This is a genomic window from Pseudomonas sp. KU26590, from assembly GCF_026153515.1.
In the GTDB taxonomy this organism is placed as follows: Bacteria; Pseudomonadota; Gammaproteobacteria; order Pseudomonadales; family Pseudomonadaceae; genus Aquipseudomonas.
In genome coordinates this window covers 4,224,302-4,247,983 of the sequence record NZ_CP110644.1, presented here as the reverse complement: position 1 = coordinate 4,247,983, position 23,682 = coordinate 4,224,302, and the positions used below count along the sequence as shown (strand labels likewise).

Sequence of the window (23,682 nt, the reverse complement as noted above, 5' to 3'; positions counted from 1 at the left end):
AGTTTTCCAAATATGTACCGCCTGCCCGTGAGGGCAGGCGCGTGGAGATCGTTATGTCAGCGTCTGCTCAGGCCGCTGTTCTATCTGTCAGTGGTATTGGCAAAACCTACGCCCAACCCGTACTCGGTGACATCGACCTGACGCTGATGCGTGGGGAAGTGCTTGCCTTGACCGGCGAAAATGGCGCCGGCAAAAGCACGCTGTCGAAAATCATCGGCGGGCTGGTCACACCGACCACCGGCCAGATGCACTTTCAGGGGCAGCCCTACCAGCCTGCCAGTCGCACCCAGGCCGAAAAGCTTGGCGTGCGCATGGTCATGCAAGAACTCAATCTGCTGCCGACGCTGTCGGTGGCGGAAAACCTGTTTCTCGATAACTTGCCCAGCCGCGCCGGTTTCATCAATCGCCGCAAGCTGCGTGAAGATGCGATCAAGGCCATGGCCCAGGTCGGCCTCGAGGCCATCGACCCGGACACACTGGTCAGCGAACTGGGCATCGGCCATCAACAGATGGTCGAAATCGCCCGCAACCTGATCGGCGACTGCCACGTGCTGATCCTCGACGAGCCGACGGCGATGCTCACGGCGCGCGAGGTGGAAATGCTCTTCGAGCAGATCACCCGCCTGCAGGACCGTGGCGTTTCCATCATTTACATCTCCCACCGCCTGGAAGAGCTGGCTCGCGTCGCCCAGCGCATCGCCGTGTTGCGCGACGGCAAGCTGGTCTGCGTCGACTTCATGGCCAATTACAACAGCGAGCAACTGGTCACGCTTATGGTCGGCCGCGAACTGGGCGAGCAGATCGATCTGGGCGAGCGCAAGATCGGCGCAGTGGCGCTGTCGGTCAAAGGCTTGAATCGCGCCGACAAGGTCCGCGAGGTTTCCTTTGATGTCCGGGCCGGCGAAATTTTCGGGATTTCCGGGCTGATCGGCGCCGGGCGTACCGAGCTGTTGCGGCTGATCTACGGCGCGGACGTGGCCGACAGCGGCAGCATCGAAGTCGGCAGTCCGCTGCGCAGCGTGCAGATCAAATCGCCGGTGGACGCCGTGGGTCATGGCATCGCCTTGATCACGGAAGACCGTAAAGGCGAAGGCCTGCTGCTGTCGCAATCGATCAGCTCCAACATCGCGCTGGGCAACATGGAAGCCATTTCCAGTGCCGGCGTGGTCAACGGCAATTCGGAAATCGCTCTGGCTCAGCGCCAAGTGGGCGCCATGCGCATTCGCAGTTCCAGCCCGACGCAACTGGTATCGGAACTGTCGGGCGGCAATCAGCAGAAGGTCGTGATCGGCCGCTGGCTGGAGCGCGATTGCCAGGTGATGTTGTTCGACGAGCCCACGCGCGGCATCGACGTCGGCGCCAAATTCGACATCTACGCGCTGCTGGGTGAACTGACCCGTCAGGGCAGGGCGCTGGTGGTGGTCTCCAGTGATCTGCGCGAGCTGATGCTGATCTGCGACCGCATCGGCGTGCTGTCTGCCGGGCGCCTGATCGACACCTTCGAGCGCGACACCTGGACCCAGGACGAACTGCTTGCCGCTGCCTTCGCGGGCTATCAAAAACGTGACGCGCTGCTGTCTGAAGCCGCGCCCAGGATCGACTGATGAAAACTTCTACTTCTCCTGCTGCGTTGCCGTCTCCGGGCAAGCGCAGCGGCAACTACTTCGGCCTGGGCACCTACCTCGGGCTGGCTGGCGCATTGCTGGCGATGATCGTGTTGTTCTCGTTGCTCAGCGATCATTTCCTGTCCTACGAAACCTTCAGCACCCTGGCCAACCAGATTCCCGACCTGATGGTGCTGGCGGTCGGCATGACCTTCATCCTGATCATTGGCGGCATCGACCTTTCCGTGGGTTCGGTGCTGGCGCTGGCCGCCTCGGCAGTCAGTGTCGCCATGCTCGGCTGGGGCTGGGGCGTGTTTCCGTCGGCGTTGCTGGGCATCGCCTGCGCAACAGCGGCGGGCACGCTGACCGGCTCGATCACCGTGGCGTGGCGCATTCCCTCGTTCATTGTTTCCCTGGGCGTGCTGGAAATGGCGCGCGGCGTGGCGTACCAGCTGACTGACTCGCGCACCGCCTACATCGGTGACTCGTTTGCCTGGCTGTCCAATCCCTTCGCATTCGGCATTTCGCCGTCGTTCGTCATCGCGCTGATCGTCATCTTCGCCGCCCAGGCTGTGCTGACGCGCACCGTGTTTGGCCGCTACCTGATCGGCATCGGCACCAACGAAGAAGCCGTGCGCCTGGCGGGCATCAATCCCAAGCCTTACAAGATCCTGGTGTTCTCGCTGATGGGCCTGCTGGCGGGCGTCGCCGCGTTGTTCCAGATATCGCGCCTGGAGGCCGCTGACCCCAACGCCGGTTCCGGCCTTGAACTGCAAGTGATTGCGGCAGTGGTCATCGGCGGCACCAGCCTGATGGGCGGGCGTGGCTCGGTGATCAGCACCTTTTTCGGCGTGCTGATCATCTCGGTCCTGGCCGCAGGGCTGGCGCAAATCGGCGCGACCGAGCCAACCAAACGCATCATCACCGGCGCGGTCATCGTCGTTGCGGTGGTCCTCGACACCTACCGCAGCAATCGCGCGCGGCGGCGCGGCTGACATGGCAACCATCAAGGATGTAGCGGCAATTGCCGGGATTTCCTACACCACGGTGTCCCATGTCCTTAACCGCACCCGACCGGTCAGCGAAGAAGTGCGCAAGAAGGTCGAGGCCGCCATCGTGCAGCTGGACTACGTGCCCAGCGCCGTTGCGCGGTCACTCAAGGCCAAGGCGACGGCGACCATCGGCCTGTTGATCCCCAATGGCATCAACCCGTACTTCGCCGAACTGGCCCGGGGCATTGAGGATTACTGCGAGCGCAACGGCTTCTGCGTGATCCTCTGCAATTCCGATGACAACCCCGACAAGCAGCGCAGCTATTTGCGCGTGCTCCTGGAAAAACGCGTCGACGGCCTGATCGTGTCGTCGGTGGGCGGTGGGGACAGTCTTCTCGAAGGCTTGGCGGCCGTGCGTACGCCGCTGGTCATCGTCGACCGGGACCTGGATGGTGTGACCGCCGATCTGGTGCGCATCGACCATGAGCTGGGCGCGTATCTGGCAACGTCACATCTGCTGTCCCTCGGTCACCGGCACATCGCCTGCATTTGCGGCCCGGCGCAGACCAGCGTGGCGAAGATGCGTCTGGCGGGGTATCACCGGGCCATGCGGGAAGCCTCGGTCGAGGTGCTGGAAAGCTGGGTGGTGGAAAGCGATTTCACCGGCCCCAGTGGCTATCTGGCTGCGGTAAAACTGCTGGAGCGGGATCCGCCGACGGCGATTTTTGCCGCCAACGACATGGTCGGCATCGGCGTGTTGCGCGCTGCTGCCGAGCGAAACGTGCGGGTCCCGGCGGATCTGTCGGTCATTGGCTTCGATGACATCCAGATGAGCCAATACGTGTATCCGGCCCTGACCACCGTCGGCCAATCCATTCTGCAACTGGGCGAGCGCGCTGCCGAAGCGCTGCTGCGGCGGATCTTGGCGCGGGGCGAAACCCCTGTCGAACATCTGATTGTTGCACCCAGTATCGTGCTGCGAGAATCCACCGCACCTCCACCCCAGGCATTCACCGAATTTCGTTAAGCCGAGCGCTCCGCCCGGTCTGAAAAAGCGTTCTGAAGAGTAGACGTCATGCAAGCAAAAGTAGTGATAGTGGGCAGCCTGAACATGGACCTGGTGACGCGCGCGCCGCGTTTGCCCCGTGCCGGAGAAACCCTGGCGGGACAGTCGTTCGTCACCGTACCGGGCGGCAAGGGCGCCAATCAGGCCGTGGCGGCGGCGCGATTGGGTGCCAGTGTCGCCATGGTCGGCTGTGTCGGCGATGATGCCTATGGCGAACAACTTCGCACCGCGCTGCTGGCCGAAGGCATCGATTGTCAGGCGGTCATCCGCATCGACGGCGAGTCCACCGGCGTCGCGTTGATCGTCGTCGATGACAGCAGCCAGAACGCCATCGTCATCGTGGCCGGCGGCAACGGGCACGTTACCGCGTCCGTGGTGGACAGCTTCGACGCCTTACTGTCCCAGGCCGAAGTCATCATCTGCCAACTTGAAGTGCCACTGGACACCGTCGGCCACGTCCTCAAGCGCGGCCACGAACTGGGCAAGACCGTCATCCTCAACCCGGCACCGGCCAGTGGTCCGCTGCCGGCCGAATGGTTCGCCTGGATCGATTACCTGATCCCCAACGAAAGTGAGGCGACCGCATTGACCGGCCTGCCCGTGGACAGCACCGCCAGTGCAGACGCCGCCGCCTCGGCATTGCTCGCCGCAGGCGTCAGCAAGGTCATCGTCACGCTGGGCGAGCAGGGCGCCTTGTTTGCCAGCAAGTCGCGCTCCGAGCACTTCCCGGCGCCCAAGGTCCAGCCTGTTGACACCACGGCGGCAGGCGATACCTTCGTCGGCGGTTTTGCGGCGGCACTGGCCGATGGCAAGTCCGAATCCGACGCCATTCGCTTTGGTCAGATCGCAGCAGCGCTGTCCGTGACCCGTTCCGGCGCGCAGCCTTCCATTCCGACGTTTGCCGAGGTTCAGGCCTCTGCGGCACATGGGTACTCATCATGAAAAAAACACCCCTGCTCAACATCGCCTTGTCCCGCGCTATCGCATCTCTCGGCCACGGCGACATTTTGATGATCGTCGATGCGGGTATGCCCGTGCCGGCCGGCGTCGAACTCATCGATCTGGCGCTGACCCACGGTGTGCCTGACTTCCTCAGCGTGCTGAATGTGGTGCTGACTGAAATGCAGGTCGAGAGTCATGTCCTCGCCGAAGAGATGCTGTCGAAACGGCCGCCAGCTTTGGCTACCGTCACTGCATTGCACGCCTCGGGTGACCTGGGCGAGCAGCGCCTGATGAGTCATGACGCGCTGAAACACCTCAGCCGTGGCGCCCGGGCTATCATCCGCACCGGCGAATGCCAGCCGTACACCAACATCGCGTTGGTGGCGGGCGTGGTTTTTTAACGTCTGTTTTTTATTTTCATCAGTCAGGAACAAGGAGTTCCCATGAATACAACCCGTCATTTTTTCACTGGACTGATCAGGAGTGCCGCGCTGTTGGCCATTTTATCCGCCACGTCGGTGCATGCCGCCGAGAAGCGCGACGTGATCATCGACACCGACCCGGGCGCCGACGACGTTGTCGCGTTGCTGCTGGCGCTGGCGTCACCGCAAGAACTGAATGTCATGGCGATCACCACCGTGGCGGGCAACGTGCGCATCGACAAGACCTCACGCAATGCCCGCCTGGCCCGCGAATGGGCCGGCCGCGAAGAAGTGCCGGTTTACGCCGGTGCCGGCCGCCCGCTGGTGCGCACGCCGATCTACGCCGAGAATATCCACGGCAAGGAAGGCTTGCCGGGCGTAGAAGTGCACGAGCCGAAGCAACCGTTGGCTGAAGGCAATGCCGTGCAATACCTGGTCGACACCTTACGGAAGGCTGCGCCCCACAGCATCACCATCGCCATGCTCGGACCGCAGACCAATCTGGCGCTCGCGCTTATTCAGGCGCCTGAGATCACGCAGGGGATCAAGGAAGTCGTGGTCATGGGCGGCGCCCACTTCAACGGCGGCAACATCACCCCCGTGGCCGAGTTCAATATCTACGCCGATCCGGATGCGGCGAAGGTCGTGCTGGCCAGCGGTGTGAAGCTGACTTACGTGCCGCTGGACGTTACCCATAAGATCCTCACCAGCGAAGCGCGCCTCAAGCAGATCGATGGCCTGAACAATCAGGCGGGCAAGCTGGTCAGTGACATCCTCAATGAGTACGTCAAGGCTGACATGGTCCATTACGGCCTGCCCGGCGGGCCGGTCCATGATGCGAGCGTGATTGCCTGGCTGATCAAGCCGGAGTTGTTCAGCGGCAGGGAGGTCAATCTGGTGATCGACAACCGAGAAGGTATTACCCACGGCCAGACCATTGCCGACTGGTACGACACCCTCGGTCAGAACAAAAATGTATTTTGGGTCGAAAACGGCGATGCTCAGGGCTTTTTTGACCTGTTGACTCAGCGCCTCGGTCTTTTGAAGTAACTCTGCAGCGCTGCGCTGTCTAGCCCCAGCTGCGCAGCGCAGAGCAACCAAGGTGCAAAACCGTGTCTATCAATCTGAACAACCCCGATTCCTTCACCCATGACGCTGTCCGGCAGATGATTGCGGCCGCGCGGGATGGCGCGCACAACCAGCTGCGTGTCGGTCGCGACGGTCGCGCGTGGATTTCCAGCGACGCAGTGGGCGGCGTGGACATCGGCGGTTTGCTGTTTCGCCTGGAAACCTGGGCTGCCGGGTCAGGGTGCGTCGGCCCGGTAGCAGCCAGCGATGCCGTCTGGGTCACGCAGATCTACAACGCCCTTCGCGACAACTGGGCCAACCCCACCACGGATTACGTCGACGTCTACTAAGTCGCGTAGGTCTGGATCAGTGCGTCCTGCAGGCGTGCCTTAAACGTTTTGTCACGATTTGAATGCGCCGGGCAGACGATGCCTGGGGCAGACTCCTGCGCTGCTCTCGACGGGGGGTGTGCTTGCCTTGGCTTGCGCGTGGCGAAACGAAGCCGCTCGACCGCTGTCGCAGAGGTTCTGCTTTAGATAAACGTTAGGAGGTTGTATGCCCTGGAAATACGCATCATCAGGTCTGATGCTCGCCGCAGCGCTGCTGGCCGGTTGTAGCAGCATGACGAAGTCGTCGAGTCAGCCTGAGGACAGGGTCACCAGTTCCGCTGGTGGTTATGCCCGTTGTGATGTGGCAGCGGTGCAGTTTGCTGTCGGCAAGCCGGCGTCAGCGGCATTGCTGGATCAGGCGAAGGCCAAGGCCGGCGCGCAGACGGCCAGAGTGCTCGGGCCCAACGACATCGTGACAATGGAATACCGGTCGGATCGTCTGAACCTGAACACCGATGATTCCGGGAAGGTCAACCGCGTCAATTGCGGGTAACGTCACCGCAAGATGAAATTGCAGGCATAAAAAAACCCCGTCAGTGACGGGGTTTTTTCAGATCGCTTGGATTACTCCGCGCGAACCTGAGCAGCTTGCATGCCCTTTTGGCCTTTCTCAGCCACGAAGGAAACAGTCTGGCCTTCTTTCAAGCTTTTGAAACCGTCGGATTCAATGGCTTTGAAATGTACAAAAAGGTCGTCGCCGCCACCCTGTGGGGTGATGAAGCCGAAGCCTTTTTCATCGTTGAACCATTTTACGGTGCCGGATTGGCGATTAGACATGGTGTATCTCCAGGAACATAATTTTCAGTAGTGCTGTGTTGCTCAGGCCAACTGGGCACACGAGCGCTATCATAGTCGAATTGTGTGAATGCTGGACTTTTTCGATTAGAACTTTGCGTCAGCAGCTTCGATATAACGCTTCAAATTGGCCCTTCAGGCCTGTTCAAGCCCATTGGCACGTCTGCCAGCGAACCCTTCCATCAGCTCTGAAACCCGCTGAATTCGCGGGCTTCAGGGCGTCAGTCGATTCCCGCTTCTTTACGCCCTGGTCCTGGGCATCAAGGAAATGTAAATTTTTTATTTTTTGCCATTCAGGCAGTTTTTGCTCACTGCAGCCTGCAGGCGAGAGGTCATATCGGTACTGGGAGGCGTCGTTTTGTCATTCAGCGAGGCGATCTCCTTGTCCGAGAAATTCTTGTTGATCTGCTGAGCGCCGCACTCGCAGTGCGCTTTGACTGCACTGGCGTCCATCGACGGATTGCTCTGGGTGGCTGCGGTGGTGCATTCGTTCATGTAGCTGGTCTTGGTCTTCGCGTCCATCGCGGCATGAGCGCTGAAGGGCAGGGTCAGGGCCAGCGGGGCGAGGAGGGCGGCAACGCGTAGAAGCTTCATGGTGGATTCCTTTTTGTCGATTTGTCGTTGTGCCGTCCAGTTGTCAGGCACAGAACGTGTACTACCGATAATCTGAGGTCTTCGGTGCGCACCAGTTCCGTGGCGCTGCTGCGGCCCGGTTCAACCGCTGACCCGCGTACGGCCCCACCTACCGTTTAGCTGACCCTGCCGTAACGCTGTGATAGCATGCGCGCCTGCAGATTAGCTCGCGTCTCGCGGGGCACCGTTGCCCTGCTGCAAGTTCTGTCGAATTCGTAAGTTCCAGTCACTCTGGTTCGGTCTTCAGGTTGGCCTTCGGGCTCCTGCCACTGTGAGGCAGGCATACCACCGAATCGCGTACTGGCTCTATCCCACCCACGTGACCTTTGGTAGGGGTCACCACTAGGAGAGGAGGCGCCATGCCAACTATTACTCTTCCCGACGGCAGTCAACGTTCTTTCGATCACCCGGTATCCGTTGCCGAGGTCGCAGCCTCCATTGGTGCAGGCCTGGCCAAAGCCACCGTGGCCGGCAAGGTCAACGGTCAACTGGTTGATGCCAGCGACATCATCGATGCCGATGCGAGCCTGCAAATCATCACCCCCAAGGATCAGGAAGGCCTGGAGATCATTCGTCACTCCTGCGCGCACCTGGTCGGCCATGCCGTCAAGCAGCTCTATCCGACTGCAAAGATGGTGATCGGCCCGGTCATCGATGATGGCTTCTATTACGACATTGCGTATGAGCGTCCTTTCACCCCGGACGACATGGCGGCGATCGAGCAGCGCATGCAGCAGCTCATCGAAAAGGATTACGACGTCATCAAGAAGGTCACCCCGCGTGCGGAAGTGATCGAAGTGTTCACGGCCCGTGGCGAAGACTACAAGCTGCGTCTGGTCGAAGACATGCCGAACGAGCAGGCCATGGGCCTGTATTACCATGAAGAATACGTCGACATGTGCCGCGGTCCGCACGTGCCGAACACGCGTTTTCTCAAGTCATTCAAACTGACCAAGTTGTCCGGCGCCTACTGGCGCGGGGATGCCAAGAACGAGCAGCTGCAGCGCGTTTATGGCACCGCGTGGGCCGACAAGAAGCAGCTGGCTGCTTACATTCAGCGCATCGAAGAAGCCGAAAAACGCGATCACCGCAAGATCGGCAAGCGTCTGGGCCTGTTCCACACCCAGGAAGAAGCGCCGGGCATGGTCTTCTGGCACCCGAACGGCTGGACGCTCTACCAGGTGCTTGAGCAGTACATGCGCACGACCCAGCGCGAAAACGGCTACCTGGAGATCAAGACCCCTCAGGTTGTCGACCGCTCGCTGTGGGAGAAGTCCGGTCACTGGGCCAACTACGCCGAGAACATGTTCACCACCCAGTCGGAAAACCGCGACTACGCCATCAAGCCGATGAACTGCCCGTGCCACGTACAGGTGTTCAATCAGGGCCTGAAAAGCTACCGCGAGTTGCCGCTGCGCCTGGCCGAATTCGGCGCCTGCCACCGCAACGAGCCCTCGGGCGCGCTGCACGGCATCATGCGTGTTCGGGCTTTCACCCAGGACGACGCGCACATCTTCTGCACCGAAGAACAGATGCAGGCCGAATCCGCCGCGTTCATCAAGCTGACCATGGCGGTCTACGCCGATTTCGGTTTCAAAGACATCGAGATGAAGCTGTCGACCCGTCCGGAGAAGCGTGTCGGGTCCGATGAATTGTGGGATCGCGCTGAGTCCGCCCTGGCTGCAGCCCTTGACAGCGCTGGTCTGCCGTACGATCTGCAACCGGGCGAGGGCGCGTTCTACGGTCCGAAGATCGAATTTTCTCTCAAGGATTGCTTGGGTCGCGTGTGGCAATGCGGTACTCTGCAGCTCGATTTCAACCTGCCGATCCGTCTGGGCGCCGAATTCGTGTCGGAAGACAACGGCCGTAAGCACCCAGTCATGTTGCACCGCGCAATCCTTGGCTCCTTCGAACGCTTCATCGGAATCCTGATCGAGCATTACGAAGGCGCCTTCCCGGCGTGGCTTGCTCCAACTCAAGCAGTGATCATGAACATCACTGATAAACAGGCTGATTTTGCCCTTGATGTGGAAAAAACATTGGCGCAAAGCGGATTTCGTGCCAAGTCCGACTTGAGAAATGAAAAGATCGGCTTTAAAATCCGCGAGCATACGTTGCTCAAAATTCCGTATCTCCTCGTGATTGGGGATCGGGAGGTTGAAACACAAACTGTCGCTGTGCGTACACGTGAAGGCGCAGACCTTGGCTCGATGCCGGTCGCCCAGTTCTCGGAGTTCCTTGCACAAGCGGTTTCCCGGCGTGGTCGCCAAGATTCGGAGTAATTATTATTAAGCGTGAAATGAGACAAGATAAACGAGCTGCACCGAAAGCCCCGATCAACGAGAATATCTCGGCACGTGAGGTTCGTTTAATTGGGGCTGAGGGTGAGCAGCTTGGGATTGTGTCAATTGAAGACGCGCTTCTTAAGGCTGAAGAGGCCAAACTGGATCTGGTGGAAATTTCCGCCGATGCAGTACCCCCTGTTTGCAAACTGATGGACTACGGCAAATCGATCTTCGAAAAGAAGAAACAGGTTGCTGCCGCCAAGAAGAATCAGAAGCAGATCCAGGTTAAAGAAATCAAGTTTCGTCCAGGGACGGAGGAAGGGGATTACCAGGTAAAACTACGCAACCTGGTACGTTTCCTGAGTGACGGGGACAGGGCCAAGATTTCCTTGAGATTTCGCGGTCGTGAGATGGCCCACCAGGAGCTGGGGATGGAGCTGTTGAAGCGGGTTGAAGCTGACCTGCTCGAATACGGTTCGGTCGAACAGCATCCTAAGATGGAAGGACGCCAGCTGATCATGGTCATCGCCCCGAAAAAGAAGAAATAACCACCAGGGCACGGCAGGCCTTGCGGTTATGTTTATCAACTGAATGCGGAGTATCCGAACATGCCAAAGATGAAGACTAAAAGTGGTGCAGCTAAGCGGTTTTTGAAGACCGCGAATGGCATCAAGCACAAGCACGCTTTCAAGAGCCACATCCTGACCAAAATGTCGACAAAGCGTAAGCGTCAATTGCGTGGAAGCAGCTTGCTGCATCCGTCCGACGTGGCAAAAGTCAAGCGCATGCTGCGCCTTTGCTAATTTTGATCAAGAACAGAGGAATTAACTCATGGCTCGTGTAAAGCGTGGCGTCATTGCCCGTAAGCGTCACAAAAAAATTCTGAAACTTGCTAAAGGCTACTACGGCGCGCGTTCACGCGTATTCCGTGTTGCCAAGCAAGCGGTAATCAAGGCTGGCCAATACGCCTACCGTGACCGTCGTCAGAAAAAACGTCAGTTCCGCGCTCTGTGGATCGCTCGTATCAACGCTGGTGCGCGTATCAACGGTCTGTCCTACAGCCGTTTCATCGCTGGCCTGAAAAAAGCGTCGATCGAGATCGACCGCAAGGTTCTGGCTGATCTGGCAGTGAACGAAAAAGCGGCGTTTGCTGCGATTGTCGAGAAAGCTAAAGCCACTTTGGCCTAAGTCCCCGGCAATCACCGGACCCCGCTCGGGGTTCGGTGTTAAACGTCATAAATAGGGGAAGAGCCTTGTAAGCTCTTCCCCTATTTTGTATCTGGAGTCTGTACATGGAAAACCTGGACGCGCTGGTCTCTCAAGCACTTGAGGCTGTGCAAAGCGCCGAAGATATCAATGCCCTGGAGCAAATCCGGGTTCTGTACCTTGGCAAAAAGGGCGAATTGACTCAGGTGATGAAGACCCTGGGGAATCTGCCTGCCGATGAGCGTCCGAAAGTCGGCGCGCTGATCAACGAAGCCAAGGAGCGTGTCACAGAGGTTCTCAATGCGCGCAAGGCATCGTTTGAGGAGGCTGATCTTGCGGCCAAACTCGCGGCCGAATCCATTGACGTGACCCTGCCTGGCCGCGGCCAGACCACTGGCGGTCTGCATCCGGTTACCCGCACTCTGGAACGAATCGAGCAATTCTTCACCCACATCGGCTACGGCATCGCCGAAGGCCCTGAGGTCGAAGACGATTACCACAACTTCGAAGCGCTCAACATCCCAGGCCATCACCCGGCCCGGTCGATGCATGACACTTTCTATTTCAATGCGAACATGTTGCTGCGCACCCATACCTCGCCGGTTCAGGTCCGCACCATGGAATCGCAGAAGCCTCCGATCCGCATCGTCTGCCCCGGCCGTGTGTATCGCAGTGACTCCGATATCACCCATTCCCCGATGTTCCATCAGGTCGAAGGTCTGCTGGTCGACCGCGATATCAACTTCGCCGACCTGAAAGGCACCATCGAGGAATTCCTGCGCGTGTTCTTTGAAAAAGAGCTGGCAGTGCGTTTCCGTCCTTCGTATTTCCCGTTCACCGAGCCTTCGGCTGAAGTCGACATGGAATGCGTGATGTGCAGCGGCAAAGGCTGCCGTGTCTGCAAGCAGACTGGCTGGCTTGAAGTCATGGGCTGCGGCATGGTCCACCCGAACGTGCTGCGCATGTCGGGCATCGATCCGGAAGAGTTTCAGGGCTTCGCCTTCGGCATGGGCGTAGAGCGTCTGGCGATGCTGCGCTATGGCGTCAACGACTTGCGCCTGTTCTTCGACAACGACTTGCGGTTCCTCGCGCAATTTCGCTAGGTCGCCCGTAACGAATTCTTTAGGAGAGCAGGATGAAATTCAGTGAACAATGGCTGCGCGGCTGGGTTAGCCCGCAGGTGTCCCGCGACGAGCTGGTTGCTCGTCTGTCGATGGCCGGCCTTGAAGTAGACAGCGTCGCCCCGGCAGCGGGCGTTTTCAGCGGTGTCGTGGTGGGCGAGGTGCTGAGCACCGAGCAGCACCCGGACGCTGACAAGCTGCGCGTTTGCCAGGTGAGCAACGGTACCGAGACCTTTCAGGTTGTGTGTGGCGCGCCAAACGTGCGCCCCGGTCTGAAAATCCCGTTTGCCATGATCGGCGCCGAATTGCCGGGCGATTTCAAGATCAAGAAAGCCAAGCTGCGGGGCGTCGAGTCCAACGGCATGCTGTGCTCACAAGCCGAGCTGCAGGTGGGTGAGGGCAATGATGGCCTGATGGAGCTGCCGGCCGACGCGCCGGTGGGCCAGGATGTACGCGTTTATCTGGAGCTGGACGACGCGAGCATCGAAGTCGACCTGACGCCCAACCGTGGCGACTGCCTGTCGGTGGCTGGTCTGGCCCGTGAAGTGGGTGCGCTCTATGACGCAGCCGTGACGCGTCCACATGTTGCGGTTGTTCCGGCCGTACACGATGAAGTGCGTCCGGTTGAAGTGCTTGCGCCTGCAGCGTGTCCCCGGTACCTGGGTCGCGTCATCCGCAATGTCGACCTGTCGCGTCCTACACCGTTGTGGATGGTTGAGCGCCTGCGTCGCTCGGACGTGCGCAGCATCGACGCTGCAGTTGACATCACCAACTACGTGATGCTTGAGCTGGGTCAGCCGCTGCACGCATTCGACCTTGCCGAGATCAACGGCGGCATTCGCGTTCGCATGGCGGAAGAGGGCGAGAAGCTCGTCTTGCTGGACGGCCAGGAAGTCAGCCTGCGCGCCGATACCCTGGTCATTGCCGACCACGAGCGTGCTCTGGCCATCGCCGGTGTCATGGGTGGCGAGCACAGCGGTGTGTCCGCAACAACTCGCGATATCTTCCTCGAAAGCGCTTTTTTCGATCAGATCGCCGTGGCCGGCAAGGCACGTTCATATGGCCTGCACACCGACGCGTCCCATCGCTATGAGCGCGGCGTCGACTGGCAGCTGGCCCGCGAAGCCATGGAGCGTGCCACTGGCCTGCTGCTGGAGATCACGGGCGGTGAGGCCGGTCCGGTCATCGAGACCGTCAGCGATCAGCATCTGCCTTCGGTGGAGCCGATCATTCTGCGTGCCGAGCGTATCGAGCAGATGCTCGGCATGAAGATGGACGCAGCGGAAATCGAGCGTCTGCTGACGGCACTCGGCCTCACCGTCGCGCCTCACGCCAGCGCGCAATGGCGCGTCCAAGTGCCGAGTCATCGCTTCGATATCACCCTCGAAGTCGATCTCATCGAAGAGCTGGCCCGCCTCCACGGTTACAACCGTTTGCCGGTCCGTTACCCGCAGGCGCGTCTCGCGCCACAACCGCGTGCCGAAGCCCAGAGTGATCTGCCGGCCTTGCGTCGTCTGCTGGTAGCTCGCGGATATCAGGAAGCGATCACTTACAGCTTCATCGATCAGAAATGGTTTGAGCTGTTCAGCCCGGGTGTTGAGCCGCTGTTGCTGGCCAACCCAATTTCGGCTGACATGTCGGCGATGCGTTCGTCCCTGTGGCCGGGTCTGGTGAAGTCGCTGCAACACAACCTCAATCGCCAGCAGGATCGCGTCCGGCTGTTCGAGAGCGGCCTGCGTTTCGTCGGTCAACTGGAAGGCTTGAAGCAAGAACCAATGCTGGCCGGTGTAATCTGTGGCAGCCGTCTGCCGGAAGGCTGGGCGCAAGGCCGCGATGTCGTCGACTTCTTCGACGTCAAGGCTGACGTCGAAGCAGTGCTGGGCTTCGCCGGTGCGCAGGATGATTTCCGTTTCGTACCCGGAAGCCATCCCGCGTTGCACCCGGGTCAAACCGCGCGTATCGAGCGCGACGGCCGTGAAGTCGGCTACATCGGCGCGCTGCATCCTGAACTGTCGAAGACCCTGGGCCTTGATCGTCCGGTGTTCGTTTTCGAACTGGTTCTGGCTGAAGTTGCGACAGGTCGTCTGCCGAAATTCCACGAGCTTTCACGCTTCCCGGAAGTGCGTCGCGACCTGGCACTGCTGGCCGATCGTGATGTTTGCGCGACCGCTGTGCTGGACGTTATTCGTGAGAATGCAGGGGAATGGCTCACAGACCTCAGGCTGTTTGATGTTTACCAGGGTAAAGGCATTGATCCGCTTAGAAAAAGCCTTGCAGTCGGCTTGACCTGGCAACATCCATCGCGCACTCTTACCGACGATGAGGTAAACGCTTCGACGCAGCAAATTCTCACCTCGCTAGAGGCAAGGTTAAACGCCACGTTAAGGATGTAGCGTATGGGGGCTCTGACGAAAGCTGAGATGGCCGAACGTCTGTACGAAGAGCTAGGCCTGAACAAACGAGAAGCCAAGGAACTGGTCGAGCTGTTCTTTGAGGAAATCAGGCACGCTCTGGAAGATAACGAGCAGGTCAAATTGTCCGGATTCGGCAATTTTGATCTGCGCGATAAACGCCAGCGACCGGGCCGAAATCCCAAGACAGGGGAAGAAATCCCGATTACCGCTCGCCGTGTGGTCACCTTTCGCCCAGGGCAGAAACTGAAGGCCCGAGTTGAGGCTTATGCTGGAACCAAGTCATAACGACGAGCTACCGCCTATCCCCGGCAAACGCTACTTCACCATTGGTGAAGTCAGCGAGCTCTGCGCGGTCAAACCGCACGTTCTGCGTTATTGGGAGCAGGAGTTTCCTCAACTCAACCCGGTCAAGCGCCGCGGAAATCGCCGATATTATCAGCGACAGGATGTGCTGATGATCCGCCAGATCCGCGGGTTGCTTTACGATCAGGGCTTCACCATTGGCGGCGCGCGTTTGCGCATGTCCAGCGATGAGGTCAAGGATGATTCGCTGCAGTACAAGCAGCTGATCAAACAGATGATTGTCGAGCTGGAAGATGTCTTGGTTGTGCTGCGTAAGTGACAACGCGCGGTGAGCCGAAATACTTTCATCATTCAAAAGCTTAGGGTATATTCCTCGACGCTCTCGCAAGAGCAGCAACGAAGAAGCAGCACAGAGTAACGCCTAGTCGGGGCGTAGCGCAGTCCGGTAGCGCACTAGCATGGGGTGCTAGGGGTCGAGTGTTCGAATCACTCCGTCCCGACCATATTTTTCAGTGACTTAGGCCAATGTTCTCAGCATTGGCCTTTTTCATGAGCGTGACTTTTGCGTGACTTGTCGAATTTTCATGCCTGCCTCCTCTTCAGAATTGTCAGCACCGGTCCGCGTGAATCGGTGGCTGAGACCATGTTCGCAGCTTCAATCAAATGCCCGAGCTCAGCGCCCGAGTAGTGACTGGTGATGCTGCCGTTCTTGTGGCCGAGCAGGGCCTTCCGGTCTTCCTCCGTGACACCCGCCGCGCGTAGGCGCCGGCCGAAGGTATGCTTCAAATCGTGAATCCTGATCGACAGATAGCCTGGGTGCGCGGGGCGAAGGTTTTTCTCCTGCCAGAGTTTCGCCGCGCGAATCCGAGCCTTCTTCCAGGCTGAGTCGTTCATCCGATGCATTGCCGTGTCGTTGTAAGCGAACACCCAGTCCCTGTTCACGCCGCGCTGCTTCTCAATGATCGACCTCGCCACGCTGTTGAGCACCACCAGGCGCTCATCGCCGTTCTTCACGCCTGACCGCGCGTGCCGCCCGCCAAAGTCAGCCGGGATAAGAAACACGCTCGTTTCGAGTTCCGGCACCGCGATTTCCCAATCCCACCTCAATTTGCAGACCTCCTGCTCGCGACAGCCCGTGTTCACTTTGAACAGGGCCATCGTCTGCAGGTGCGCCGGCAATTCCCCGAAAAGAATCGATTGCTCCTCCCATGACATCGGGTAGGGCTTGCGGCTCGACTTCTTCTCTTCCAGCTTCGTGAGCATAGGCACGCTATCCAGCCACGGCCTTCGCTCATCGTCTCGCCACTTCCTGGCACATAACGACAAAACCCGAACCACCCGCTCAATCGAAATGTTCACCGTCCTGTTGCTCACTCCTTTTTTGACCTTTCCGTCCTCCAGCTTCTTGGTCGCCAACCTGTCCTTGATGAATGGCTCAAGAGCCTGATCATCAATATGGGTCAGCGGCATGTCGCCAATGAACGGATCAAGTTGCGAAAGGTGGTGAGCGGACAGCTTGAAGGACGGCTGATCCTTGATCTCCAGCAGAAACTTCATCGCGGCATCGCGCCAGGTCTTCACCTGACGCACACCGTAAACCTTCTGCTGCCGGATCTGCTCAAGCCGATGGATCAGGTAGCGCTCTGCTTCTTGTCGGTCAGCTGTGCCAGTAGATTCGTAAAGTCGCTCGCCGTTGATTTTCTTGTCGATATGCCAGAGCCCGTTCCTTTGGGAGAGCCCGGTGATCGTTTTTCGCGCCATCGTGTATCTCCTTTCTGGCGCTCGCTGCGGGGCAATTGTTGCGCCCCTGCGCCTTTTTTATCAATTGCCTTGGCCGCCACGTAGGAGGAAGCCCAGTCGTCGAGCTCCTGCCGGTCAAAGCCGACGCCGCGCTCACCGATGGGGAATTCGTTCACGAAGGGCCGCACAATCTGGTTGAACAGCGCGAGGTTCATGCTCAGGTAGGCCGGAGCTTCACCGGCACGAATGAAGCGGGGCTGGATTTTGTGTGCGCCCATTGGCTGCCTCCGTCCGGGGTCTATGCAGGGTTGAGTGGCTGCAGGGTGGTGAGATCCAGCAGCGTGAAGTGCCCACTGCCGTCTTTGAACCAGCCGCCGGTGTCGATGTGGTGAACATTGCCCAGCACGACGGGCCGCTCGATTGGCGTATGGCCGACGACAACGGCGCGCACATCGGGAATCGGCCGGCAGTCCTGCTGCTCGTACCGGCTGCGCGACCACATGCATGTGTTCTGCACAAGCTTCAGCCGCTTGTAGCTTTCTGGCGATTCCAGTTCGGCTTTCATCTGCGACCAAGTGTCGAAGACGCAGTCGGCGTGGATGATCCCGACGATGCCCTCGGTGGTCTCGACCTCGATCGCAATCGGTAGATCCTGGAACATCACCTGATAGTTCTGTTGCTCATCGCGCGGCAGGCCGACGAACCAGGTGCCGCCGTTCTGCATCCAGTTACCGATGTCGCAGGTGTCGAAGCGCACCACGTAATCGTCATGGTTGCCGCGCACTGGGTGGAACCACGGCTTGTTCAGCCACTTGATGACGTCTTCGCATTCAGGCCCGCGGTCAACCAGATCGCCGACGCTGAAAATCCGGTCGACGGCCGGGTCGAAGCCGATAGCATCCAGCGCAGCCTGCAAGCGGGTGAAGTGGCCGTGAATGTCGCCCACGGCAATGTCACGGCCAGCAGTGTTCGCGGCGAAGCGCTTCACGCGCGATACCTCAATTGTTTCGAGCACAGTGATCTCCCGCCCGCCGTACACCGGCAGGCATGTGGATAGATGGGGAGGGGGTTAAGCGAATTCGGCGTTGAATGCTTCGATGACGGCAGGGGCGCAGAAGTTGATCGGCAGGGCATCAGTGCTCTTGCCGTCAGAAATGATCACCCAGCCGTCCTTGCGCAAAGTTGCCGTCTGCCGTCCGAGGCGTATGCGCGCGATCGGCAGAAACGAGAACGGCAGCTTCCGGTTGATCCAGTACAGAACCTTCATGCCGCCTCCTTGCCGCGCTGCCACCAGAACCAGGCGCGGGCCATGGCTCGATCTAGATAGCTGCCGTTGGTCATGCGCTGGCCTCGGCACCACTCCAAAGTCAGACCTTTGTCCTCAGCGTAGGCTTGCTCGAACTGATTTCGAATTTCCATAACGTCCGCTCCTACAGCAGAAAGCCGCACTTGCAGCAGAAATTGAAGTTGACCGCGTTGCGCGTGTCGCAGGTCGTGCACACCTTGCAGGGCCGGTCCTTGGCTTTGACGGCCATGATGATCCCGTCACCGAACTCGGCTTGGAGTGCGGCCCACTTGACCCCGGCGGTGTGCAGGTCAGCGGCACGGTTGATTGTGGTTGAGGTGAATCGCGAGACGGTCATTTGTTCAGCCTCTCGCAATCAGCAATGCACTGGTTGTAGCCTTCAGCCTTGAGCTCTTCTAGGGTATTTGTGGAGATCATGCGCTCGGGTAACACGACCGGGCGCTGCGGGTGGCGGTAGAGCGGATCAATGTCCTTGACGTTCTGATCGTCAGTCGGCGCCTCAGATTCCAACTGAGTGCGCCAAACGTAGTCGCACAGGCCGGTGGCCCAAACGTATTCCTTGTAGAGGTACGCCACCGGCTCCTCCACCACTGCGCGGACATCCTCGGCAGCGGCGGCGAGTACGGCCCGTACTTCGGTCGAATCTTTGAACATCTGCGCCTTTGAGAATCTATCAGCCCAGCGCTCCAGCAGCTCACGCGGCACGCTCACCAGTTGTGTGTTGTTGGTCATGGTTTCAACCATCCACAGCTATCGCATTCTGTATTTGGATTCTGCTCTGCCTCTCTAACCGCGAAGCAATCCAGACATTTACCCTTCGCCGCTTCTGCATCTTGCCCGCAGCTCTCGTCGACGTTGTGGGTGATGGGGGTGGCGGGTTGGCTATCGAAATATTCGCGCAGCCTTTCCTTCGCAGGCAGAAGGAATTCGTCGTACCAAGCAATTCGAGAAGACTGCTTTGCCATATCGGTGCACGTGTCGAAAGCCACGCGATCCTTAGCCAGCAACTCCCGCGCCTTGGTCAGTTCGGCTTGGCGCTTGTCTGCCAACCGTTCCATGGCTAAGCGCATTGATTGCTCCGCACCCAGTCGGGATGTCAGCTCTTCACGCTCGGCGGTCAGGCGGGTGACTTCAGAACGGTCTACCAGTTCTGTTATCGAGTAGACTTTTGGGTCTTCGCGATACGCCCAGTCAGGCCGTTGGATGTAATTAGTCCGGCATGTGCCACTGTGGCTCTCAACTCTCCACCCCAGCACTTCCACATCGCCAGCAGGCGGCACAGGGGCGGCGGCGAGCATGGCCTGCCACAGTTGCGCAATTGATTCGTGATCCAGCTTTCCGAGGCAAGATACAGAGCCCATGCTGAGCATTTCACGGGTCGGCTCAAGTGGCGCCGTCTTCAATTCTTTGCTCATTTCGATGTATCCAAAAAACCGCAATACCACGCGCGGCTGTAGCTGTGCTGGGCCCAAGTCGGCCAATTTGATTTGTCACGGGTGCGGGTTTCAGATCGGCGAGCCCTGCCGTCAAGCAGGCCGAGCCAGTAGAACCACTTCTTGCCGCTCATCCCCGCTCCCCCTTGATAACCCGCATCACCCGTTCGGCAATCGCGGTGTCTTTGAATTCGGCCAGCAGCGCGGCGCAGAGTTTTCGGTCCTGCTCCTTCTGCTGGTGTGGGCACATGCTGCGGCGCTTCGGCAGCAAGCGGATGCATTCACGTTCTTCAACTGTCATGGTTCACTTCCTCCCGCTCACCGTCAGCCCGCATGGCGTCGATGGCGTGTTGGTTGATTTCTCTGGCTACGGATAGCGCTTCAGCGGGTGTCAGATGAACCTGATGGAACCAGTGAAGGCTGATGCGGTGATTGCCGTCCAGGCCGGGGAATACGGTGGCCGAGACGCGCGGGGCGGGTTCGATGGGTTCGGGCATGGCGATACCTTCAGGCAGCCAGCGCCGCCGCTGACTGTTTGTGGTTTGCGAGAAATACGGCCCGGGCGAATCCAGCGGGGGTGGCGCTGCGGAAGTTCGCCCGTTCAGGCCCGGGCGGGGCTTTATGGATTCGGTCATCCGGCGAGCCGAGGCTTTCGTCACTGAATTGCTGCGGCATGACGAACCCCCCCCAGTCCACAACATGGTCTTTTTTGTATACTGATCTGCTGCGCAGAATCCCGAGAACTGCCACGGGTGAAACGAGTAGTCCGGCTTTCGCCACAGGCTGCTGATCTGGCTCACAGGATTTTCGGCAAACCACGGCGCACCGGACATTTCGCCAATGATCTGGCACTGCCAGACGACATGCATCGCCTTGAACTGAACAGCGGGATCTGCCTGGCGCTTTGCCTCGAACCACCGCGCACCACTGACGGCAAGATCTGTGCACGGCGGGAATCCGGCAACGAACTCAACTCGCCCGGTGGCAACAGCCTCACGGATGACTCGCCATGATTCGGGGTGATCAATGATGTGACCAACTTTCGTGACTGCGCCGGCGGTGTGCACGCCTGAATGGTGCTGCGGGTCAATCAGGATGGCTTCGTAACCGGCCTCGACCCATGGTTGCGCCATGACACCGGTGAGGTCGCACAGGAAGATCGCTATTTTTCTTTGGTGCATGGCAAGGCCTCGCCAGTGGCGTGATTCAAAGTTGGGATGGGGTTACAGCTCGCTATTCCGCTTAGCCCGCATGATCGCGGCGATTGCCTTCACACCCGCATACTTCCGCCGGCTACCATCATCGAGTTTCGCAAGAGGCACAGCAGGACCATCACCCACCCAGCACGTTGGTTCCCACGGGCCATTGGGGTCGAGCTTCAGTTTGTTGGGTTTCATGGTGATGCTCCCGTGCAGGTGATGGCCTCCGAAGGTTCGGTGGCTGGTGGGCTGGAGGTGGTTATGCGTCGTGAGAGGTGCGAAGCTCGAACGACCCTTCACCGCAGTTCAACATCGAGCAGACTCGGTTGATGATCCGCAGCGCAGCATCGAAGACCTTCGCGTCATCCGGCTCGCGGCTTAGGCGCTTCATGTTCGGCTGATGTTCAAGGCAGACCTTATCCACGAGGCGCCAGGCTAACTTGCGTAGCTCGTCGGCGCTGTTATGCGTCCGCAGACTCAGCGCGAAGACCAGCGCCACATCCTCCGGCCGGTACTGTCCGCCGCTCCGGGTGTTGTAGAGCTTCTTGACTGATCCCATCCAGGAGGGAAGGGTGACGACGCCCGACGATACGGTTGCCATGTTCGGCCTCCTTGAGTCCGCTGGGTGGGAGGTGATGTTGCGCCGCGCGCTTGCGGCGCTGGGGTGCGTTACGCTTCATCGGTTGAGCTGGAGCTCAGCTTTGGTCTGGGCGATCTGCAGCTCCAGCCTCATCAGCGTTTTCTCACCGCGTGCGGCGTCTTCGGGCTTCCAATCCTTTGAAGCGACCAGCAGGCGATCGATGCTCTGCTGCATGTGATAGATGTTGGAGTAGGCTTCTTGATGGTTTTTAGGGGATGGCATGGTCAGGCTCGCTTTCGACTGTCGATGTCGATGAAGTGGATTTCGGCGATTTCACGGAGGATGGCGCGGGTGATGCCCAGCGCCTCACAGATCTGCGCCTGCGAACGAGTGCCGGCCAACTCCTTTATCTTGGCGGCCAGGGCGTCGCGTTCTGCGCGGCGGCGCTCGCTTGTGGCTTTGGTGGGTGTCGAGAACTCAATGCCGTGCTGTTGGGCGATGCGGTTGATGCTTCGAGTGGATCGCCCCAGCGCCTTGGCAGCCGCATAAACCCCGGCTTCCTTGAACTGGTGCAGAGATTTGGCTACCTCGGGCTCTGCTGCCCGGTGTGCGTCCCATCTCATGCTGCCTTCACCTCCATACGCTGACGCATTTCCTGCTCAAGCTCGTCGAGCTCTTCCAGGAACGCTTTGATCTCTGTTTCCATCTCGCGGATGCGCTTGAAGTCGCACTCGTACCGATGGCAGATGTATTGAAGTTGCTCGGGCAGCCGGTCGTCATAGCTCACGAAGTCCGCCCAACGCCGGCCGGTGCAGGCCATCTGTGCCAGCATCTGCCATTCGTACTGCGGGTCATGCTTCCCGGATTGCATGGTCGCAATGTGGGTAGCAGTGTTCGGGCACTTGATTTCCAGAACGCCATCCTCGCCGACCAAACCATCAGGCGAGGCGCCGAAGCGGGCGATGGTTGGGTGCATGACAAGGCCGGACTCGACGATCATCACGCCTTTGTCCGACTCGTAGGCCATGCCGGCGAAGGGCTCCAACTCCACGCCGCGCTGAACTGCAGGGTTGCGCGAAAGGTCCGCGCCCCCTTGCTGGCCGGTCAAGCGCTCACACAGGAGCTCCATCATGTAGTTCTTGCGGGTTGCCGACGGCGCACCGCCGCGACCGCTGGCCATCACGTCCTTGACGCGGCTGGCCGTGACACAGCCAAGCCTTGCCGCAAACCACTCTGCACTACGCTGCTCCATCTAAAACCTCCTCTGCCTCGCCTTCGATCGGCGCGGCTTCTGCTTTCAGGGTTTCGCTGCGCTTGGTCACTTCCGCTTTAAAGCGGGCATGACCTGCGGCGTCTTTGGCTTGCTTCATGGCGGCGGTGCCCTGGTGATAAACCTCGGCCAGTGACTCAAGGCTGCCGGCCTTCTGCGCCATTTCGATCCAGCTGTTCACCAGTTCAGGATCAGTCGGCGCCGAGCCGGGCATTCCGGCCAGGCCTTCGCCACCGTCCGTGTTCAGGTGGTGAATGGCCTGCTCCAGGCGGTCAGTCTTCGGCCAGTACTTGTAGCCGCGTTTAACCACGGTTTTCTTAGCCATCTCACCCGGGTCGGTCACCCACGGGCAGGACTTCTGGTTCTTGATCCAGGCTTTCCATGCGCTCGACCGGTCACGTATAGCGTTGACGTCGTCAATACTCATCGTCTCCGTGAGGTAGTCGCCGTCGGCTGTCTTGACCACCACGTACACCCCAATGGCCTCGCCGCGATCTTTGGCGAAGGGGTTGTAGGAGTGGGTAGGCGGCTTATCGAAACCGTTCAGAGTGAACGAGTCCGCTGCGTAGACCAACTCGGCCTGGGCCCAGCGGATCGCGCCGGTAGCCATCGCCAGATCCATCAGGCCGATGTAGCTGATGTCCAGACAGATCTTCCCGTCGCGCGGCACCAGATACGCCTGCTTCTTCGCCGGGTTGAGGCTGATGCCGATGGCGGCAATATTGGTGATCGCATTGACGACAGACTGCCGGTTCTGCAGCGCGATCTTCGTGGCGTACTCGCCTGACGTGATCACCTGGATGGCAAACTCGGCCTCTCGCTCGAAGTTGAGCGACCGGTCGGTGAGGACATTGGCAAACTGGTTGCGAGCGCCATAAATGTCCTGAGTGATTGTGGTGACTGCCTGATTCATA

General features: G+C 59.4%; 34 protein-coding genes and 1 tRNA gene. 17 read left to right on the top strand and 18 right to left on the bottom strand.

From position 1 onward, the window contains the following. Positions 1–53: 53 nt before the first annotated feature. From OKW98_RS18835 to OKW98_RS18800, 8 genes are all read left to right on the top strand, one after another. Complete coding sequence (locus OKW98_RS18835; protein ID WP_265386138.1) at positions 54–1,604, top strand: sugar ABC transporter ATP-binding protein; 1,551 nt, start codon at positions 54–56, stop codon at positions 1,602–1,604. Further along, positions 1,604–2,599: an ABC transporter permease gene (locus OKW98_RS18830; RefSeq protein ID WP_122538241.1), complete on the top strand. Its 996-nt coding sequence runs from the start codon at positions 1,604–1,606 to the stop codon at positions 2,597–2,599. Before OKW98_RS18835 ends, OKW98_RS18830 begins: the two co-directional genes overlap by 1 nt. A 1-nt stretch (position 2,600) precedes the next feature. After that, positions 2,601–3,623 (top strand): LacI family DNA-binding transcriptional regulator, encoded by a 1,023-nt coding sequence (locus tag OKW98_RS18825; RefSeq protein WP_265386137.1) that lies wholly within the window; start codon positions 2,601–2,603, stop codon positions 3,621–3,623. Positions 3,624–3,671: 48 nt separating this feature from the next. Continuing rightward, complete coding sequence (rbsK, locus tag OKW98_RS18820; RefSeq protein ID WP_265386136.1) at positions 3,672–4,604, top strand: ribokinase; 933 nt, start codon at positions 3,672–3,674, stop codon at positions 4,602–4,604. Next, complete coding sequence (gene rbsD / locus OKW98_RS18815; RefSeq protein ID WP_265386135.1) at positions 4,601–5,005, top strand: D-ribose pyranase; 405 nt, start codon at positions 4,601–4,603, stop codon at positions 5,003–5,005. The genes rbsK and rbsD overlap by 4 nt, the downstream gene beginning before the upstream one ends. 42 nt (positions 5,006–5,047) lie before the next feature. Next, complete coding sequence (locus OKW98_RS18810; RefSeq protein ID WP_265386134.1) at positions 5,048–6,076, top strand: nucleoside hydrolase; 1,029 nt, start codon at positions 5,048–5,050, stop codon at positions 6,074–6,076. Positions 6,077–6,138: 62 nt separating this feature from the next. Next, on the top strand, positions 6,139–6,444 hold the full coding sequence (locus tag OKW98_RS18805) for a hypothetical protein (protein ID WP_265386133.1): 306 nt from the start codon (positions 6,139–6,141) through the stop codon (positions 6,442–6,444). Positions 6,445–6,649: 205 nt separating this feature from the next. After that, positions 6,650–6,976 carry an I78 family peptidase inhibitor gene (locus OKW98_RS18800; protein ID WP_265386132.1) on the top strand — a complete coding sequence of 109 codons (327 nt, stop codon included), beginning with the start codon at positions 6,650–6,652 and terminating at the stop codon, positions 6,974–6,976. Between the two features lie 71 nt (positions 6,977–7,047). On the opposite strand, the gene OKW98_RS18795 is transcribed toward OKW98_RS18800, so the two are convergent. Then, positions 7,048–7,260, bottom strand: a complete 213-nt coding sequence (locus tag OKW98_RS18795) for a cold-shock protein (RefSeq protein ID WP_065991529.1) — start codon at positions 7,258–7,260, stop codon at positions 7,048–7,050. 297 nt (positions 7,261–7,557) lie between these two features. Continuing rightward, positions 7,558–7,872, bottom strand: coding sequence for a hypothetical protein (locus OKW98_RS18790; protein WP_265386131.1), 315 nt, complete (start codon positions 7,870–7,872; stop codon positions 7,558–7,560). 398 nt (positions 7,873–8,270) lie between these two features. Between OKW98_RS18790 and thrS the strand changes: the two genes are divergently transcribed. The 9 genes from thrS to OKW98_RS18745 all read left to right on the top strand — a co-directional run bounded on the left by thrS (position 8,271) and on the right by OKW98_RS18745 (position 15,743). Beyond that, positions 8,271–10,193, top strand: a complete 1,923-nt coding sequence (thrS, locus tag OKW98_RS18785) for a threonine--tRNA ligase (RefSeq protein WP_265386130.1) — start codon at positions 8,271–8,273, stop codon at positions 10,191–10,193. After that, on the top strand, positions 10,193–10,744 hold the full coding sequence (gene infC / locus OKW98_RS18780) for a translation initiation factor IF-3 (RefSeq protein WP_172613086.1): 552 nt from the start codon (positions 10,193–10,195) through the stop codon (positions 10,742–10,744). The genes thrS and infC overlap by 1 nt, the downstream gene beginning before the upstream one ends. Positions 10,745–10,804: 60 nt before the next feature. Then, positions 10,805–10,999 carry a 50S ribosomal protein L35 gene (rpmI, locus tag OKW98_RS18775; RefSeq protein ID WP_003442181.1) on the top strand — a complete coding sequence of 65 codons (195 nt, stop codon included), beginning with the start codon at positions 10,805–10,807 and terminating at the stop codon, positions 10,997–10,999. A 28-nt stretch (positions 11,000–11,027) separates the two neighbouring features. Then, entirely contained in the window at positions 11,028–11,384 is a 357-nt protein-coding gene (gene rplT / locus OKW98_RS18770) for a 50S ribosomal protein L20 (RefSeq protein WP_007905879.1), read from the top strand. Between the two features lie 104 nt (positions 11,385–11,488). Then, positions 11,489–12,505 carry a phenylalanine--tRNA ligase subunit alpha gene (gene pheS, locus OKW98_RS18765; RefSeq protein WP_065991532.1) on the top strand — a complete coding sequence of 339 codons (1,017 nt, stop codon included), beginning with the start codon at positions 11,489–11,491 and terminating at the stop codon, positions 12,503–12,505. Positions 12,506–12,537: 32 nt separating this feature from the next. Next, positions 12,538–14,916 carry a phenylalanine--tRNA ligase subunit beta gene (gene pheT, locus OKW98_RS18760; protein ID WP_265386129.1) on the top strand — a complete coding sequence of 793 codons (2,379 nt, stop codon included), beginning with the start codon at positions 12,538–12,540 and terminating at the stop codon, positions 14,914–14,916. Positions 14,917–14,919: 3 nt separating this feature from the next. Next, positions 14,920–15,222: an integration host factor subunit alpha gene (gene ihfA, locus OKW98_RS18755; protein ID WP_002553164.1), complete on the top strand. Its 303-nt coding sequence runs from the start codon at positions 14,920–14,922 to the stop codon at positions 15,220–15,222. Then, positions 15,203–15,559: a MerR family transcriptional regulator gene (locus OKW98_RS18750; protein WP_037010862.1), complete on the top strand. Its 357-nt coding sequence runs from the start codon at positions 15,203–15,205 to the stop codon at positions 15,557–15,559. The genes ihfA and OKW98_RS18750 overlap by 20 nt, the downstream gene beginning before the upstream one ends. A gap of 107 nt (positions 15,560–15,666) precedes the next feature. Further along, positions 15,667–15,743, top strand: a tRNA-Pro gene (locus tag OKW98_RS18745). A 79-nt stretch (positions 15,744–15,822) separates the two neighbouring features. On the opposite strand, the gene OKW98_RS18740 is transcribed toward OKW98_RS18745, so the two are convergent. From OKW98_RS18740 to OKW98_RS18665, 16 genes are all read right to left on the bottom strand, one after another. Further along, a complete protein-coding gene (locus OKW98_RS18740) occupies positions 15,823–16,986 on the bottom strand; it encodes a tyrosine-type recombinase/integrase (RefSeq protein ID WP_265389772.1) in 1,164 nt (387 codons plus the stop codon). Further along, positions 16,872–17,258, bottom strand: coding sequence for a hypothetical protein (locus OKW98_RS18735; protein ID WP_265386128.1), 387 nt, complete (start codon positions 17,256–17,258; stop codon positions 16,872–16,874). Before OKW98_RS18735 ends, OKW98_RS18740 begins: the two co-directional genes overlap by 115 nt. Positions 17,259–17,278: 20 nt before the next feature. Next, positions 17,279–17,995: a metallophosphoesterase gene (locus OKW98_RS18730; protein ID WP_265386127.1), complete on the bottom strand. Its 717-nt coding sequence runs from the start codon at positions 17,993–17,995 to the stop codon at positions 17,279–17,281. A gap of 54 nt (positions 17,996–18,049) precedes the next feature. Next, complete coding sequence (locus tag OKW98_RS18725; RefSeq protein ID WP_265386126.1) at positions 18,050–18,247, bottom strand: hypothetical protein; 198 nt, start codon at positions 18,245–18,247, stop codon at positions 18,050–18,052. After that, positions 18,244–18,399, bottom strand: a complete 156-nt coding sequence (locus tag OKW98_RS18720) for a hypothetical protein (RefSeq protein ID WP_265386125.1) — start codon at positions 18,397–18,399, stop codon at positions 18,244–18,246. The genes OKW98_RS18725 and OKW98_RS18720 overlap by 4 nt, the downstream gene beginning before the upstream one ends. Before the next feature lie 11 nt (positions 18,400–18,410). Then, positions 18,411–18,623 carry a hypothetical protein gene (locus tag OKW98_RS18715; protein ID WP_265386124.1) on the bottom strand — a complete coding sequence of 71 codons (213 nt, stop codon included), beginning with the start codon at positions 18,621–18,623 and terminating at the stop codon, positions 18,411–18,413. Further along, positions 18,620–19,018, bottom strand: coding sequence for a hypothetical protein (locus tag OKW98_RS18710; RefSeq protein WP_265386123.1), 399 nt, complete (start codon positions 19,016–19,018; stop codon positions 18,620–18,622). The genes OKW98_RS18715 and OKW98_RS18710 overlap by 4 nt, the downstream gene beginning before the upstream one ends. Continuing rightward, on the bottom strand, positions 19,015–19,701 hold the full coding sequence (locus tag OKW98_RS18705; protein ID WP_265386122.1) for a hypothetical protein: 687 nt from the start codon (positions 19,699–19,701) through the stop codon (positions 19,015–19,017). Before OKW98_RS18705 ends, OKW98_RS18710 begins: the two co-directional genes overlap by 4 nt. 148 nt (positions 19,702–19,849) lie before the next feature. Continuing rightward, positions 19,850–20,020 carry a hypothetical protein gene (locus OKW98_RS18700; protein WP_265386121.1) on the bottom strand — a complete coding sequence of 57 codons (171 nt, stop codon included), beginning with the start codon at positions 20,018–20,020 and terminating at the stop codon, positions 19,850–19,852. After that, the gene (locus OKW98_RS18695) at positions 20,010–20,900 is read right to left on the bottom strand and encodes a hypothetical protein (protein ID WP_265386120.1); all 891 of its coding nucleotides are present in this window, start codon (positions 20,898–20,900) and stop codon (positions 20,010–20,012) included. Before OKW98_RS18695 ends, OKW98_RS18700 begins: the two co-directional genes overlap by 11 nt. Positions 20,901–20,942: 42 nt before the next feature. Further along, positions 20,943–21,116: a hypothetical protein gene (locus OKW98_RS18690; RefSeq protein WP_265386119.1), complete on the bottom strand. Its 174-nt coding sequence runs from the start codon at positions 21,114–21,116 to the stop codon at positions 20,943–20,945. Between the two features lie 61 nt (positions 21,117–21,177). Continuing rightward, the gene (locus OKW98_RS18685; protein ID WP_265386118.1) at positions 21,178–21,519 is read right to left on the bottom strand and encodes a hypothetical protein; all 342 of its coding nucleotides are present in this window, start codon (positions 21,517–21,519) and stop codon (positions 21,178–21,180) included. 75 nt (positions 21,520–21,594) lie between these two features. Further along, positions 21,595–21,780: a hypothetical protein gene (locus tag OKW98_RS18680; protein ID WP_265386117.1), complete on the bottom strand. Its 186-nt coding sequence runs from the start codon at positions 21,778–21,780 to the stop codon at positions 21,595–21,597. A gap of 2 nt (positions 21,781–21,782) precedes the next feature. After that, positions 21,783–22,121, bottom strand: a complete 339-nt coding sequence (locus OKW98_RS18675; protein ID WP_265386116.1) for a hypothetical protein — start codon at positions 22,119–22,121, stop codon at positions 21,783–21,785. Further along, positions 22,118–22,750: a lambda exonuclease family protein gene (locus OKW98_RS18670; RefSeq protein ID WP_265386115.1), complete on the bottom strand. Its 633-nt coding sequence runs from the start codon at positions 22,748–22,750 to the stop codon at positions 22,118–22,120. The genes OKW98_RS18675 and OKW98_RS18670 overlap by 4 nt, the downstream gene beginning before the upstream one ends. Further along, positions 22,737–23,681, bottom strand: a complete 945-nt coding sequence (locus tag OKW98_RS18665) for a recombinase RecT (RefSeq protein ID WP_265386114.1) — start codon at positions 23,679–23,681, stop codon at positions 22,737–22,739. The genes OKW98_RS18670 and OKW98_RS18665 overlap by 14 nt, the downstream gene beginning before the upstream one ends. Position 23,682: the final 1 nt, after the last annotated feature.

Excerpts from the sequence above, each read along its gene's own strand:
- OKW98_RS18685 (WP_265386118.1), bottom strand. The coding sequence starts at position 21,519 with ATGGCAACCGTATCGTCGGGCGTCGTCACCCTTCCCTCCTGGATGGGA.
- OKW98_RS18665 (WP_265386114.1), bottom strand. The coding sequence starts at position 23,681 with ATGAATCAGGCAGTCACCACAATCACTCAGGACATTTATGGCGCTCGC.
- pheS (WP_065991532.1), top strand. The coding sequence starts at position 11,489 with ATGGAAAACCTGGACGCGCTGGTCTCTCAAGCACTTGAGGCTGTGCAA.
- OKW98_RS18750 (WP_037010862.1), top strand. The coding sequence starts at position 15,203 with ATGCTGGAACCAAGTCATAACGACGAGCTACCGCCTATCCCCGGCAAA.
- OKW98_RS18720 (WP_265386125.1), bottom strand. The coding sequence starts at position 18,399 with ATGGAAATTCGAAATCAGTTCGAGCAAGCCTACGCTGAGGACAAAGGT.
- rplT (WP_007905879.1), top strand. The coding sequence starts at position 11,028 with ATGGCTCGTGTAAAGCGTGGCGTCATTGCCCGTAAGCGTCACAAAAAA.
- OKW98_RS18800 (WP_265386132.1), top strand. The coding sequence starts at position 6,650 with ATGCCCTGGAAATACGCATCATCAGGTCTGATGCTCGCCGCAGCGCTG.
- OKW98_RS18790 (WP_265386131.1), bottom strand. The coding sequence starts at position 7,872 with ATGAAGCTTCTACGCGTTGCCGCCCTCCTCGCCCCGCTGGCCCTGACC.
- OKW98_RS18715 (WP_265386124.1), bottom strand. The coding sequence starts at position 18,623 with ATGACCGTCTCGCGATTCACCTCAACCACAATCAACCGTGCCGCTGAC.
- OKW98_RS18825 (WP_265386137.1), top strand. The coding sequence starts at position 2,601 with ATGGCAACCATCAAGGATGTAGCGGCAATTGCCGGGATTTCCTACACC.
- OKW98_RS18735 (WP_265386128.1), bottom strand. The coding sequence starts at position 17,258 with ATGGGCGCACACAAAATCCAGCCCCGCTTCATTCGTGCCGGTGAAGCT.
- OKW98_RS18675 (WP_265386116.1), bottom strand. The coding sequence starts at position 22,121 with ATGAGATGGGACGCACACCGGGCAGCAGAGCCCGAGGTAGCCAAATCT.
- rbsD (WP_265386135.1), top strand. The coding sequence starts at position 4,601 with ATGAAAAAAACACCCCTGCTCAACATCGCCTTGTCCCGCGCTATCGCA.
- OKW98_RS18710 (WP_265386123.1), bottom strand. The coding sequence starts at position 19,018 with ATGACCAACAACACACAACTGGTGAGCGTGCCGCGTGAGCTGCTGGAG.
- OKW98_RS18700 (WP_265386121.1), bottom strand. The coding sequence starts at position 20,020 with ATGACAGTTGAAGAACGTGAATGCATCCGCTTGCTGCCGAAGCGCCGC.
- OKW98_RS18795 (WP_065991529.1), bottom strand. The coding sequence starts at position 7,260 with ATGTCTAATCGCCAATCCGGCACCGTAAAATGGTTCAACGATGAAAAA.
- OKW98_RS18810 (WP_265386134.1), top strand. The coding sequence starts at position 5,048 with ATGAATACAACCCGTCATTTTTTCACTGGACTGATCAGGAGTGCCGCG.
- pheT (WP_265386129.1), top strand. The coding sequence starts at position 12,538 with ATGAAATTCAGTGAACAATGGCTGCGCGGCTGGGTTAGCCCGCAGGTG.
- OKW98_RS18705 (WP_265386122.1), bottom strand. The coding sequence starts at position 19,701 with ATGAGCAAAGAATTGAAGACGGCGCCACTTGAGCCGACCCGTGAAATG.
- OKW98_RS18830 (WP_122538241.1), top strand. The coding sequence starts at position 1,604 with ATGAAAACTTCTACTTCTCCTGCTGCGTTGCCGTCTCCGGGCAAGCGC.
- OKW98_RS18835 (WP_265386138.1), top strand. The coding sequence starts at position 54 with ATGTCAGCGTCTGCTCAGGCCGCTGTTCTATCTGTCAGTGGTATTGGC.
- OKW98_RS18670 (WP_265386115.1), bottom strand. The coding sequence starts at position 22,750 with ATGGAGCAGCGTAGTGCAGAGTGGTTTGCGGCAAGGCTTGGCTGTGTC.
- OKW98_RS18725 (WP_265386126.1), bottom strand. The coding sequence starts at position 18,247 with ATGAAGGTTCTGTACTGGATCAACCGGAAGCTGCCGTTCTCGTTTCTG.
- rpmI (WP_003442181.1), top strand. The coding sequence starts at position 10,805 with ATGCCAAAGATGAAGACTAAAAGTGGTGCAGCTAAGCGGTTTTTGAAG.
- thrS (WP_265386130.1), top strand. The coding sequence starts at position 8,271 with ATGCCAACTATTACTCTTCCCGACGGCAGTCAACGTTCTTTCGATCAC.
- ihfA (WP_002553164.1), top strand. The coding sequence starts at position 14,920 with ATGGGGGCTCTGACGAAAGCTGAGATGGCCGAACGTCTGTACGAAGAG.
- OKW98_RS18695 (WP_265386120.1), bottom strand. The coding sequence starts at position 20,900 with ATGCACCAAAGAAAAATAGCGATCTTCCTGTGCGACCTCACCGGTGTC.
- OKW98_RS18680 (WP_265386117.1), bottom strand. The coding sequence starts at position 21,780 with ATGCCATCCCCTAAAAACCATCAAGAAGCCTACTCCAACATCTATCAC.
- rbsK (WP_265386136.1), top strand. The coding sequence starts at position 3,672 with ATGCAAGCAAAAGTAGTGATAGTGGGCAGCCTGAACATGGACCTGGTG.
- OKW98_RS18690 (WP_265386119.1), bottom strand. The coding sequence starts at position 21,116 with ATGAAACCCAACAAACTGAAGCTCGACCCCAATGGCCCGTGGGAACCA.